The sequence below is a fragment of the Mesobacillus subterraneus genome (assembly GCF_023715485.1).
Lineage (GTDB): Bacteria > Bacillota > Bacilli > Bacillales > Cytobacillaceae > Mesobacillus > Mesobacillus subterraneus_B.
In genome coordinates this window covers 249,332-262,022 of sequence record NZ_JAMBOF010000005.1, presented here as the reverse complement: position 1 = coordinate 262,022, position 12,691 = coordinate 249,332, and the positions used below count along the sequence as shown (strand labels likewise).

Genomic DNA, 12,691 nt, shown 5'->3' with positions numbered 1-12,691 from the left:
GTCTACCCCCTGATTGAACCGGCTTTTCCGGCAAGATACCTTTCACTCTGCTGTAAAAGTTCCGCCGTGCGGTTCAGGTAATTGATGCTTTCTGGAATACGGATATCGAAAGATGAGGCGATATCCGCAGCAAGAACATTATCAAGTCCCATGACACCCGCTTCCCAGTACAGATCGTCGATCATGTCGTTAAGCTGGGCGACACGCCTCTGTATTGCCTGGAGCCTGTTGGCGTAATAAAACAGCCTTGGGATGTCGACTTTGATAAAAGGCTCGACAGGGAAGCTGCCTCCTGAGAAAAAATCCATCGCTTTCGAGAAAAGGCTCCTGGCCCTGTTCGCGACTGTATCCAAAAACCTGCCAACATTCGAGGCCAGCTGCCGGCCGATATTAGCGAATCTCGAAACGAAGCGGACTGCTTGCTCCCTTACATAATTGGCGGCGTCAACCATCCCTTTCCAGGTCGTGTAGACGATGCCGACCGCTGCCGAGGCAGTCGCCATCGCCAATTCCCTGGCCTGCTGCATAGCCGCTGCCGCTGCTTCCCTGACCTCGCCGACTACTGCTGAAGCGGTTTCCCGTACTTTGTCAACCGCCCCATCCACCAGACTGACCGCCGCGCTTCCAAAGGAGTAGTAAAGGTCACGGGCAACATCCCTGATCATCCATTTATCCGGGTCGCGGGCATCAGCCAGGCTGCCATCCTCGTTAAAATTGACACTCGTTTCATAATGCGGGTAAAAAGGATCCCCATACGTTCCATGCTCTTTATTCAAGGCAACAATTTTATCCACATAAGGGCCATATCCAAGATGGGACACGAAGTCGCCTTCATATGTGATAAAAGTGAACCGGTCCCCTTTCAATGCTGCTTTTTGGTCGTCACTAAGATTGAACCACCATAATGGCGCGCCATTGACGATATAGGCGTTCACATTGTCCCTCAGGTCGTTCACATACACATGCGAGCCAAGGTTGCCGCCTTTTGAGTGGCCATAAATCGTGATGCCGCCTTCCATCATTGCGACATTTTTTTCATAAAACTCCAGTGCTTCTCTATGCTGCTGGGTTTCAATGCTGACACCCGCTTCTACATTGCCCTTCCAATCTGTCCTTAGATGGTCCCAATTCCCAAGGCTTTCACTGCCGCGGAATAATACCGCTCCATTGCCGTCCCCGTCCTTGATGGCATAGCCGACAAAACCGGATTCCGAGGTCCCGTTTGTGTTATTCGCCTCATTCGGGTTGTGGTTCTGGTAGCCAGTCAGGCGGACACTGTTGAGGGGAGAATTCTGGTGATTCTCCAAATAACTTTGAAGATTGGCGAGCCGGTCCTCATCAACAGGCGTGTTATTTTGTTCAATCTTGGTGATGATTTCCTGTAATGTGTAGGTGTTCTTATCATCAATTTTCAAGTTTGCCGGAAGGTCGATATACGATAATTGCAACAGAAGATTCTTTTCTTTATCGGTCAGTTGATCAAGAGCCATCTTCTCACTCCCCAAGTGGTTCGTAATGCTCTACAACAGTCTCTGGACTTTCCAAAATGAGTGAAGGGTCAACTCCCCCGCTAGGATTCTCAGGGTCATGGCGTTCATCGATCGTGACATTTCCATAGACCTTCGCATCGAGGTTCGACCAGGAAATATTGTTGATAAAAGATGTCCTGACATAATCCGAGATATCCTCTGATTCATCCACAAAGCCAATGGTCACTGAATAACCCGTTGTACCAAGCCCTTTCATCAGCTGATAAAGGTTATAGATATTTTCTTTATACTTCTCCACCTGAGGCTCGCCCGCTGTCTTAATGCCAGCAAGCAAAACGACCGAGACATTCTGGTTCACATTCTTCAAATAATCCTCGACAGGCATATCCAGCATCGATTTTTCAATATCATTGTTGGATACAAAAAGCTGAATTTTGTATGGAGTCCCTTCTGGCAGTTCCTTTTCGATGTCTGCAGAAAGCTGCTGCTTCAGCTCCTCCGCCCATTTCGCCTGGATAAAATTATCCTTGAAATCTCCTTCTGCCGCCTTCACTTCCTGGGCAAGGAAGACGAGTTCTTTGTTCCCTTCAGGATGCACAGTCAGCCGATCCTTCCCGTACATTTGGGCAAAAGCCTTGCTGCCTTCCTTGACGCCCTCTATTGAGAACTTTTGGTTATACTTTTCTTCTAATTTAGCTAGGACCTTACTCTCCGAACTCATACATCCCGCTCCTCCTATAACCACGAATAAAACTACCGCAGCCAGCATGATCCATTTCTTCAATTTCTCCACACCTTCCGTTTTAAAAACAGGGACGGCCCGGTTTTGATAACCGCCCCATGATCTTATGTTCAAATCCTGCGAGACACGAGAACCGTCCCTGCGCGCCGCTGTGTCGCGCTCTAAATCAACATCAACTTCGCACCGTTCAGCAACCCGATTTCTTCAACGGTCTGGTTGATGTTGAGAATGGTGCCGGTTTTGCGGTCACAGAGGATGGTGTCGTGTGTTGCTGAGAAGTATCCTTGTGACAGTTCGGTCATGGTTCCGGCTAGCAGGTAGACGACTTCGTGCAGTTTGCTTTCGAGCGGCAGGAAGACGTCGTATGATTTTTCAGAGGCGGGGATGAAGACCTCTACGAGCACCTTATCCATGGTACGCTACCTCCTCTTGCTTGCTTTCGACTGAGGATAACAGCTTCACGAGCGTTGGTTTTCCTTTCGTCACGACATAGCCGAAGCCTGGCGGGATTTCCTGGTACATATCGTTTGTCACCTTGCCGAGCTTCATGACGTACTGGTCGGTGATGCCGTTGCCTGCCCAGATGAAATCGCTTAGCGATACATGCTGCTTGAACCAGCTTTCGAATGAGACCGAGCTCAGTTTGTCGGCACTGTCGGCGATGATCAGGTTGACGTTGAGGCCATTGCCTTTTTCAAGAAAGACCTTGAGCTTATCCTGGCCATCTGGCGACAGATACATCATCAAATCGGTGAAGGAGTCGATGATGCAGGTGATGTTGCCGAACACCGGCGGCTGTTCTCCTGTTTCGATCGCGTCCTTCGTCGTATTGTTTCGGTGAACGAGAGTGTTGAACAGGTAGACAATGGCGTCTTCAAGTCCAGACGACTCGCAAATATACTTATAATCCTGCGTGCGGCCCGCCGCAAAGTGCTCGTTGGGATCGATGACAATCAGCTCCCTGCCTTCTGATGCGGTGAATATTTCAGTGACACCCTGCAAAAAGCCTGAGCACTGGTCATTCTGGAGCGCAGTAACCACGTTTACATAGTTGCCAAGGAAATCGAAGTGTGCGGTCTTCAGCGAGTTTTTCTCAATGCCGACCGGCACTCTATTGCTGTTCATATTTCTTGCTTCATCACGCAGATAGTTCAGATCGACTTTTTCAGGAAGAATCGGTACCCGCATTGCGGCCGGCTGCGTCCATGATTCACGCAGGTCCTTGCAATACTCGGTGATGAAGCTGTACATATTGTCTATATCGCTTGTGATATGGGCCGTCTGGAATTCATATGTTGTATCGCTCTTGAAAATGCCGCGGCCCTTTGATTTGGACGGATACACTCCGTCGGTATTGCCAAGCACTCCAGAGTATTCAGATTGGTCATTCAGCTGAAGCACATACATCTGCTTGAAGTTCTGCAGCAGCCTGTAGCGTATCGCTCCCGTATTGATTGCGGTGACGATGAAGTATATACCATACTTCAAGCCCTCGCGCGTCAGGAATGAAACACCTTCCTCCAGCTCCTCGAACATCTCGGAGAACGCTGCGTAATTGTGGATTGCCACCATGATTGACGGCAGGCTTTCACCGGACATCTGGTTATATGTGATAAAATCGCCGCCGTAATTCGAAAGCAGCTTCTTTCTCCGTTCAATCTCACTTGTGAGCATCTTGAACAGGTTATGGATCTTCTCGCTTTCGTGAGACAGCATGACATCGCCGACATGCGGCGCACCGCGGAACCAGGTCAGCGTCTCTGAGCCGAAGTCAAGCAGGTAAAAATTCACCTCGTTCGGCGTGTGCTCCTCCATCAACGAGTAAAGCATCGTCGTCAGGAATGTCGTTTTACCGCTGCCGGCGATTCCGTAAATGACCGCATTGCCATCATGGCTGATCGGCATCCGCATCACCATCTGCCTCTGGTTTGCCGGATCGTCGTATTCGCCGATGATCGGGTTCAGCTCGAATCCTTGCTGGCCGACACCGTATTTCTTCTTCAGCTTATCAACGTAAATGAGCTCAGGAATCGGCTCAAGCCACAGCTGGCGGACCTTGATGTTTTCCTGCTGCGCCATTTTCGAAAGGTATTCCGTGATTTCATCGATTTGCTTCGGCGGATTTTTCACCATCGACTTGCGCTTGTCGATGCGGGCATTCTTGATGACGCGGCCAAGATCATCGATGACCACTACGCTATCATCTTTGTGTTTTTCAACCCTGTCTGACGGATAGTATGGTGCGCCAGCCCATGCCGACTGCCCCAGCTCGAACAATTCGTTGAAGCCGACCTGGAGATAGAATCGTCCCGTCTGCTTCAGCTCCGCCGCATCAGGGCGTTTGATGACCTCCATACTGTCCGCTTTTTCCTGCACCTTCAAGCTGATGCGGAATTTACTGTTGCTCCAAATCTGGTCATCCACGACACCGGACGGCTTTTGCGTCGCCAGGATCAAGTGGACGCCAAGGCTTCGGCCGATACGGGCGGCACTGACAAGCTGATCCATGAATTCAGGCTGCTGTGCCTTCAGCTCGGCAAACTCATCGGAAATGATGAACAGATGCTGCAGCGGCTCTGTTACCAGGCCTTCGCGGTATAGTTTCTGATATTTATAGATATCGATATTGCTCTGGTCAACGACTCTACTCGTTTCGCTAAAAATAGCCTGACGGCGCTTCAATTCACTCTGGATTGAAATCAAAGATCGGTTGACGGCAGCTCCGTCAAGGTTCGTGATCGTCCCGGCAAGGTGCGGCAGGTCTTCGAAAGCATTCGCCATGCCGCCGCCCTTGTAGTCGATCAGGATGAATGCAACCTCATCAGGATGGTAATTGACCGCCAGCGACAGAATGAACGTCATGATGAATTCACTTTTACCAGAACCGGTCATCCCGGCAATCAAGCCGTGCGGCCCGTGGTATTTTTCATGCAAGTCAATCATGAAAGACTCACCCGTCGTATCGACGCCGATTTGCGTCTCGATTGAATGGACAGGATTGTTTTCCTTCCATCTTGTCAAGGCATTAAGGTGCTCGATTTTGCCGACGCCAAACATTTCCAGGAATGTCAGCATATCTGGCAGGGTATAAGCCTTCTGTGAGGTATTCAGCTGAATATTGGCCAATTTCACCGCCAGTTCCTCAGCATCCTCCTCTAGATAACTGTCCGCATTGAATCCTACATACTTGCCTGAAATATCATCCTTGTCATAAATCTTTGAAAAACTCTTGTCGAGCTCAATGACATTCGTACATTCCTTCGGCAGGTTTTTCAGCTCATCATAGAGGGCAATCAAACTGAACTTGATATGCTTCTTTTCTTTTAAAAGGAGATTCATCATCTCTGCCTTCTCTGCAAGACCCTTGTTCATCGAGAAGACGATATAATGCTGGGTGATTTCAGCAAGGTCTTCCTCAGCCAGCGCCTGGCGCGCGCTGATTTCTTTTTCAAAATAAGCGGAAAGCTCCTTGATCTCATTCGCATCCGTAGCAACGAAGCGGATTGTCTTGCCGTCATCCCAAACATGGGGCAGCCATTTCACGAAATTCCATGTATCATGCTCATGCTCATCGTAAATGAACACCAGCTTTAACTCGTCATAACTATGTAAAGCTGTAAGCTGAAAAATCAGCCCCTGAACGAAGCTCTTCACTTCATCCCTTCTGCCGATGATCCCGCTAATTCGTTCCTCCGTCAGGTCAACCGTGACAGGAACTTCCTTCAGGATCTGCGGCTTATCAACAATCTGGTAAAGCTCATCCTGAAGGTTATCGTCCTCGAGCATGAAGCGTTTTTCAGGATACTTGATTTCTGCGTTTAACGGCAGGTCACCGATTCCAAGACGCACTTTCAGAAAATCATTCTGTCCAATCCCGCGTTCCCACAGGTTCCGCTGGCGGCGCTTGATTCTCGTCAGGCAGTTTTCCAGCGTGACATGGTTTTCAAACAGAATTTCACTCTGGTGCTTGCACTCGTCCGCAATTACCTGCTGCATCTCAACAAGGTATTTCGAATATTTCTCCTGGCGGATGCCTTCGAGTTTGATGCGGCGCTTCTTTTCGTATTTTTTGGTCAGGATCGGCCAAAGCACAGTTCCGATCATCATGCTGAGCGACATGACCAGTGTTGGCATCGCCATCATGATGTCTCCGTCGGTACGCATGACGTTCTGCAAAGTCAGGAGTCCAGTGAACAGCGAAGCCATTCCCATCGTGATCGACGGTCCAAGAAGCAGCATCAGCGGTGTTTCATCCAAATTCGGCTGCTGCGGCGGCGGGTCAATTTTAATCGTTGTATTTTCGATATCCCGCTTGAAGCGCGGCGAGCGGTAAAAGAGCTGGTCGTTTTCTTCTTCAATATGTATTTCATCGAGGTTGAGTTCTTTCTCCACCACCGGTTTTTCAGCAATGAAGGAGTTGAAGGCATTCCGGTCCAGGAACACGGATTTATGCGGATTGTTAAGCGACAGCAGGCGGCCGTTAAAAATGATTTTAAGGCCCATGATGAAAATGACATCACCGACTGCCAGCACCCTTTCCTTGATTCTTTCTCCATTTACGTATGTACCATTTGAACTGTTGAAGTCCTTGATCATCGCATCGCCATTTTTGTCATACTCGATGACGCAGTGCGAACCAGATACCAATTTGTTCGAAAAACAAATCTGGCTGTCCTGGGAGCGTCCTATTTTAATAACATTTGTGTTTGCGATATGTTTTGTGAATTCATTTCGGTCGGCAGTTTGCGGCTCAACATACAGTAGCGCGGATTGATTGTCATTTCGATGGATCGTGTAGGTTTTGAATGGTTCTATGAGGACCTTTGATTCTATTTTGTTAGCAGAATTTTTTAGAAATGCATGTTTGTTAGACTTTAAGTACCAGTGTCCGTCATCACCCTCAACGGCCAGCATATCCGTCGGATTCTGGTCTTTATCTTCCGTGTTCAGTATGTATCTTCCAGTGACACGTTCAGGCAGCACGAGATCAAATGCCCGATTCCGGTCAAAAAGTGTGAGAATCAATTCGATAACCCCCAACCCTCAATATTTATATTCCAATAGTATGTATAGTGGTAATTACATATTTTTTACCATTTTAATTCAAAAAGTGTAATTTTACATCAATCCTTTGTTGCATTTCGAAGTATATAAATATCTTACAATATTAGTCAGTTTATTCAACTAATTACCCCCAATATTGGTAAAATAGGGATATTAGTCCCATTTCGAATTTGATTAATTATGGGTAAACTGGTTTATAAGTTTAAATCCCCTGTTAAAAAACCAGAAATCTAGTTCCATTTACCCTATTCAAAAGTAAAGTAAACCCAAATTTATCTAAAAGGTTATTTTTCTTCCAATTTATTCGTTTACATTTTTTTAATTTTAACAGGTTTTTGTTGGAAATAATTTCAATAAGCTTTTATAATCAAAGAATCAAAAAAAGAGCAGGTGATCCAAATGAAGATTAATGTCGGCCAGGCATATTCACAGGCTAATAGAATCAGTGATTACGCACAGGATTTGAACGATATTAAAAGCAGGCTGCAGGACTTCAAGGGGAATTTAAACAGCGGGTGGAAGGCTGAGGAAATGTCGTATGTCAACAATGCGATTGACAGCATCAGCAGGGAAATTTCCGAGCTGCAGACACTGCTTTTCACAATTGGGCCCGATATTGTTTCGGCAGCAAACGAAATCAAACGTGAGGAAGAAGCACGTGAAGCAGCTGAGCGGGCTGCGGCGGAAAAGGCGGCCGAAAGAGCAGCAAAAATGAAAGAAGCCGGCATGAAATAAAGATCTGCTATGTAAATTGCAGCATGAACTAAAATAGCGCGGACGGGGCCACCAAATGCCTTGTCCAATTTTCCGCATGATAAAAAGGCGGCAGCCTCCGCTTTTGTATTGAGCAGAATCATACACGCCTTTTGTGGCGATGCCCGGCTCTTCTGATCTAAGCTGGGCATTTTTCATTGTTATGTCGGCTATTATTACACAGCTGAATTACATTCCCTCCAATCTGCTGGTTTCATATTTCCGATTTTTTTCATTTTACCGGCTCTTCTTCCCTTTCCTCTTTGCGGTACTTCATTTTCGTGGCTTCTCCGCCTCTAAGATGGCGAATTGATTTATGATAATCGAGAATCTCTTTTACTTCATTGGCAAGGTCAGGGTTGATCTCAGGCAATCTTTCCGTCAGGTCTTTATGGACTGTACTTTTGGATACGCCAAACTCCTTCGCTATGACACGAACTGTTTTTCTCGTCTCCACGATATACTTTCCAATCTTGATTGTTCTCTCTTTGATGTAATCGTGCACACCACTCGCCCTCCCTAAATTGGATGTGAGAAGTGTGAAATGAGACTCGCTTTTATCGGCTGCTACTGCTTTCCGCAAAAAAATTCTATTGCGGCAGAAGGATATTCCTTCTGAATATTACTAAGATTAATCATGTCCCCGGCTGAATCCACATATGGTTCTAACGATTCCTCACCTCAAACACTCTCTTTGTCAGGTTTGTAACATTTTATTAGCTTGGTTGAGGATATATGCACGAAAAAAGCAATAGGGACAAGGTATTGTTAAGTTTTTTGAAAAATTCAACAATTTTATGAAAAAAACTTTCCTGTATACCCAGTTTTAAGTACATAAAAACCTATATCGTTGCGAATTTTTGTTAAGGAGTTTATTTTTTCATTGGGGGAGAAAACCTTGGTTACATACAGACAAACAAGAAACCAAAGGATCAGAGAACAAAAACGCAAGGTCGCACTGAAGAGAAGAAGGAAAGTAATCGGCGCAGCAGTCGCCGGTTCAGTTGCAACAGCATTGCTGCTCGGAGTCGGACAAAAGAAAACAGATGCATGCGGAGCGTTATATACCGTAAAGAAAGGCGACACGCTTTTCAGCCTGGCTAGACAGTTCGATACGTCCGTTGAACTGCTGCAGGAGGGAAATGCGCTGTCTTCCGATGTCATCAAAGCAGGACAGCAGCTTGAAGTGCCACCTGTAAACGAAGCCGGTGTATATTTTGTAAAAAAAGGCGACACACTGTTCTCTTTAGCTAAAAAATATGGTGTAACCATAAAGGAATTGATGAAGGAAAATAAATTGGCTGCTGAATCCATTTATATTGGACAAGCCCTTTCTGTTCCGACTCACGTTTATGATTTACATGAAGGAATGTATGTTGTAAACCCAGGTGATACACTATTCAATATCTCACAGCGCTTTGATGTAAGCCTGAAGGAATTGAAAGAAGCCAACGGTTTGAAGCAGGATATGGTGCTGATTGGCCAGAAGCTGATGATTCCGGGAGAAATAGAGTTTATGGAGGCAACTGTAGTTGGGGCAGCAGATAATTTCACCGTTGAGTTCGATATTGATGGAAAAGCGATTCCACTGAAAGTTTCTTATGGGACAGCACAGAAATATCAGCAGTTGTCTGGAAATCCATTGTTTGTTTCTTATAAGAATGGCGCTTTGATTAATATACAGTAATGATAAAGAACCCGTGAATTTCTTAACGGGTTCAGTTACCTGTCACAAATTTAATTATGTAAAGCAAATAGACCATCAATTTGTAATTGAAAATGATGGTCTATTTTTATTGATATACAGGCATTTATACTAATAAATTTTATTTTTTTGTTATAGAATTTGTATATCGATTTGAAGACTAAAAGACATTTTTTCATTCCGTATATTTATTTTTGTTAGCAAAATTTCCGGTTAAAATACACAAACTTCTATCAGGAATCTTACACGTATCTTCAATAAGGGGTAGCGTCAGGAAAATGCGGATTTACAACGATATGGAAATTCCAAATTAAAAAGTTCAACTTCTCTGCAAAACAAAATAGAGAAAGTGAGCTTTTCAGTTACTTCATTATTTTTATTTGAACTAATATAAAACAGCTAATTTGATTTTTTAGCTCAGCTATTTATTGAATTCATTAACTGAAAGTAGTATTCAGATTTAGGAGTCTTATTTAGGTTATACCAGGAATGTAATGTATCTGGTGCAAATACATCTAATTTTTTGAGTACTTCCATCGCAAATTCCAGAGGAGCTATTCCTGATGCAGTAACTAAATTCGTATCAGATACCGCAGATCCCACCTCATAGAACTTTTCTCCTTTATAGTTAGGACATACCATTTTAGTGTATTCTAAATTATTACTTGTATGCTTTCTAGTATCTAAGTATCCCATATTCGCAAGGGCCTCAGTTGCACCACAAATTGCAGCAACAACAGTGCCAAGCTTTAAAGCTTGGCCTATTCTTTCCAAGATAGGTTGATGAATTTCTTCACTCCAAGTAGTCCCTCCTGGTAAGATTAAAAGATCTTTACTCTCAAGAGTACATTCATCAAGGGAAATATCTGGTTTTATGCTCAGTCCTCCCATAGTAGTAATCATTTCCTTATTAGCTCCTACTGTAAGTACTTTTAAAGGTGCTAAATCTCTTTTGAAATATCTTCCTGAGTTTAGTTCAGCAATTAAATATCCATATTCCCAGTCCGACATTGTATTAAATACATATAGAAAAGCTTTTTTTGTTTGCATCCAATAACACTCCAATCACCAATTGATATAGCTAGTATAATAAAACTTCCCTGACAGTTAACGTCAGGGAAGTTATTATATTTGATGAAATTTTATTAATTCCGACAGAACTTCAATAAGTCTTTTCTTAAGACTTATTGGCTCAATAACTTTAATAGATTTATTGTACGGTAAAAGTAAATAAGGTACATATGTATGTATCATATCTTTTTCAAGAAGAAAAACTGCTTGATTTGAAGTCCGTTCTTGTAAATAATGTCCTAAAAACCAATGTTGGCAAATATCAGCCAATACACTTTTATCCCCATTAATAACCAAAGAAATAATCCCTTTCTTATCTTCCATTGTTGGAAGAAGACTTTTTATAAAAAAGTCACGTGCTGAAAAATCTTCTGGCCGGATAAACTTATATTCGGTTAGCATTAGACTTTCAATTCGATCTACTCTAAAACTACGTATATCATTCCTAAGTTGACAAAATCCAATCACATACCACTTATTATTCCAATAGATAATTCTGTACGGATCGACCAATCTATAATTTAATTGCTTTTCGCCACTTTTATGGTAGAGAATTTTTACTGAGTACCCGTCAGCAACGGCCTGCGACAACTCCTTCAAAAAAGGTTCCATAGAGAGTGAACTTAATCGACTTATTACTTCAAGACTAGTTAAATGTTGGTTTATCTTTGTTTCCTGCTCTTGATTTGAGTATTTACTTAGTTTTGAAATGGCCCTATTTAGTGCTTCACCTCCATAATATCCGGCTTCTTCTGCAAAAACAGCAGCGTGAAATAGTGAAGTTTGCTCCTCAAAATCAAAAAAAAGAGGAGCCTCAATAAAATTGTTCAATAAAGTGTATCCACCATTATGTCCTGGTTCTGAAATTATAGGTACGCCACTTGTTGAAATTGTATCAATATAACGATACACAGTCCTTATATTCATCTCTAACTTTTCTGAAATTTGTTTTGCAGTAATTTTTTCACCTGAACGAAGCATCCATAGAATTGCTAACATATTGTCAATCTTAGGCATATAATTCCACCTCAATGGTGCTGTATTCTATTCTTTCCAGCGTTTTTTTCATTTTTCTTTTTAAACCCCGCACCTTTTTAGTCCGCATAGTTTCTCTTTTTAAAGTATTATTTTTGTTCAACCTGCTTCGTTTGTTTAATAAGACTCTTGTTTATTCAAGAAAAATGCCAATTAGGAATAAAAAATATACAGTTGAAATTAATATTGCAAATAAAATTAAAGCACTTCTTTTAACTTTAGAAAGTTCCTTAAATCTTAAAGAAGTGTCATAAATCAAAAACAAATAAACTAGTTGAATCAAAATAGCCATAATTACTCTGTAAACATCCATAGAATCTAAAGCACTGAAGGGTTTATCGAAAACTTTACTTTCTCTGGCAAAAGTATTTGTTAAATCGAATAATCCAAACAATACAAAGAAGTATAAGAACGCTTTTATACTTTTCATTTAAATCCCCACTCATCGTTAATATGTCTTTGGTTATTCAATTTCTTATTAAGCTAAACTGCATCTAGTTAGCTTAATAAGAACTTCAACAAAGGGTGCATTAATCCTTTCTGGAATCAATTCACCCTTTGTTGGAGAGAAAATTTAAATAAATAATATAAAAATAGCTACAGCTTCAATACCTAATCCTAACAAGAATAAGAATATTCTTCTTACTAAAGAAGGAAATAGCTTATAAATTATCAGAAGGAAAAACTCAATTAAATCCGTTGGTAAACCTGGACCAAACTCCTTAAAGTCTTTCTTACTACTGAAAATTGCCATCCACATACAAAATATACCCAGTACAAATAATAAAACTGAAAATAAAACTATTCCCATTTTCTAATCCTCTAATTAAA

Annotated in this window: 11 protein-coding genes; 2 read left to right on the top strand and 9 right to left on the bottom strand. The window is 42.9% G+C overall.

Annotated elements, in window-relative coordinates:
• Positions 1-2: 2 nt before the first annotated feature.
• The 4 genes from M3204_RS09595 to essC all read right to left on the bottom strand — a co-directional run bounded on the left by M3204_RS09595 (position 3) and on the right by essC (position 7,257).
• Positions 3-1,490: an Mbeg1-like protein gene (locus M3204_RS09595; RefSeq protein ID WP_251480997.1), complete on the bottom strand. Its 1,488-nt coding sequence runs from the start codon at positions 1,488-1,490 to the stop codon at positions 3-5.
• A 4-nt stretch (positions 1,491-1,494) separates the two neighbouring features.
• Positions 1,495-2,211, bottom strand: a complete 717-nt coding sequence (locus tag M3204_RS09590; protein WP_251480996.1) for a hypothetical protein — start codon at positions 2,209-2,211, stop codon at positions 1,495-1,497.
• A gap of 182 nt (positions 2,212-2,393) precedes the next feature.
• Positions 2,394-2,645, bottom strand: a complete 252-nt coding sequence (locus M3204_RS09585) for a methyltransferase (RefSeq protein WP_251480995.1) — start codon at positions 2,643-2,645, stop codon at positions 2,394-2,396.
• Positions 2,638-7,257 carry a type VII secretion protein EssC gene (gene essC, locus M3204_RS09580; RefSeq protein ID WP_251480994.1) on the bottom strand — a complete coding sequence of 1,540 codons (4,620 nt, stop codon included), beginning with the start codon at positions 7,255-7,257 and terminating at the stop codon, positions 2,638-2,640. The genes M3204_RS09585 and essC overlap by 8 nt, the downstream gene beginning before the upstream one ends.
• A 438-nt stretch (positions 7,258-7,695) precedes the next feature.
• Between essC and M3204_RS09575 the strand changes: the two genes are divergently transcribed.
• Complete coding sequence (locus tag M3204_RS09575) at positions 7,696-8,031, top strand: hypothetical protein (protein WP_251480993.1); 336 nt, start codon at positions 7,696-7,698, stop codon at positions 8,029-8,031.
• Positions 8,032-8,281: 250 nt separating this feature from the next.
• On the opposite strand, the gene spoIIID is transcribed toward M3204_RS09575, so the two are convergent.
• Complete coding sequence (gene spoIIID / locus M3204_RS09570) at positions 8,282-8,554, bottom strand: sporulation transcriptional regulator SpoIIID (protein WP_031307660.1); 273 nt, start codon at positions 8,552-8,554, stop codon at positions 8,282-8,284.
• Between the two features lie 393 nt (positions 8,555-8,947).
• On the opposite strand from spoIIID, the gene M3204_RS09565 reads away from it, so the two are divergent.
• Positions 8,948-9,736, top strand: coding sequence for a LysM peptidoglycan-binding domain-containing protein (locus M3204_RS09565; RefSeq protein WP_251480992.1), 789 nt, complete (start codon positions 8,948-8,950; stop codon positions 9,734-9,736).
• Positions 9,737-10,171: 435 nt separating this feature from the next.
• Here M3204_RS09565 and M3204_RS09560 read toward each other — a convergent pair whose 3' ends face one another.
• The 4 genes from M3204_RS09560 to M3204_RS09545 form a co-directional block, all read right to left on the bottom strand.
• The gene (locus M3204_RS09560) at positions 10,172-10,804 is read right to left on the bottom strand and encodes a type 1 glutamine amidotransferase family protein (protein WP_251480991.1); all 633 of its coding nucleotides are present in this window, start codon (positions 10,802-10,804) and stop codon (positions 10,172-10,174) included.
• A gap of 75 nt (positions 10,805-10,879) precedes the next feature.
• On the bottom strand, positions 10,880-11,842 hold the full coding sequence (locus tag M3204_RS09555; RefSeq protein ID WP_251480990.1) for a helix-turn-helix transcriptional regulator: 963 nt from the start codon (positions 11,840-11,842) through the stop codon (positions 10,880-10,882).
• A 151-nt stretch (positions 11,843-11,993) separates the two neighbouring features.
• Positions 11,994-12,290 carry a hypothetical protein gene (locus M3204_RS09550; RefSeq protein ID WP_251480989.1) on the bottom strand — a complete coding sequence of 99 codons (297 nt, stop codon included), beginning with the start codon at positions 12,288-12,290 and terminating at the stop codon, positions 11,994-11,996.
• Between the two features lie 144 nt (positions 12,291-12,434).
• Complete coding sequence (locus M3204_RS09545; RefSeq protein ID WP_251480988.1) at positions 12,435-12,671, bottom strand: hypothetical protein; 237 nt, start codon at positions 12,669-12,671, stop codon at positions 12,435-12,437.
• Positions 12,672-12,691 lie beyond the last annotated feature (20 nt).

Excerpts from the sequence above, each read along its gene's own strand:
- M3204_RS09545 (WP_251480988.1), bottom strand. The coding sequence starts at position 12,671 with ATGGGAATAGTTTTATTTTCAGTTTTATTATTTGTACTGGGTATATTT.
- M3204_RS09595 (WP_251480997.1), bottom strand. The coding sequence starts at position 1,490 with ATGGCTCTTGATCAACTGACCGATAAAGAAAAGAATCTTCTGTTGCAA.
- M3204_RS09585 (WP_251480995.1), bottom strand. The coding sequence starts at position 2,645 with ATGGATAAGGTGCTCGTAGAGGTCTTCATCCCCGCCTCTGAAAAATCA.
- M3204_RS09575 (WP_251480993.1), top strand. The coding sequence starts at position 7,696 with ATGAAGATTAATGTCGGCCAGGCATATTCACAGGCTAATAGAATCAGT.
- M3204_RS09555 (WP_251480990.1), bottom strand. The coding sequence starts at position 11,842 with ATGCCTAAGATTGACAATATGTTAGCAATTCTATGGATGCTTCGTTCA.
- M3204_RS09550 (WP_251480989.1), bottom strand. The coding sequence starts at position 12,290 with ATGAAAAGTATAAAAGCGTTCTTATACTTCTTTGTATTGTTTGGATTA.
- M3204_RS09560 (WP_251480991.1), bottom strand. The coding sequence starts at position 10,804 with ATGCAAACAAAAAAAGCTTTTCTATATGTATTTAATACAATGTCGGAC.
- M3204_RS09590 (WP_251480996.1), bottom strand. The coding sequence starts at position 2,211 with ATGAGTTCGGAGAGTAAGGTCCTAGCTAAATTAGAAGAAAAGTATAAC.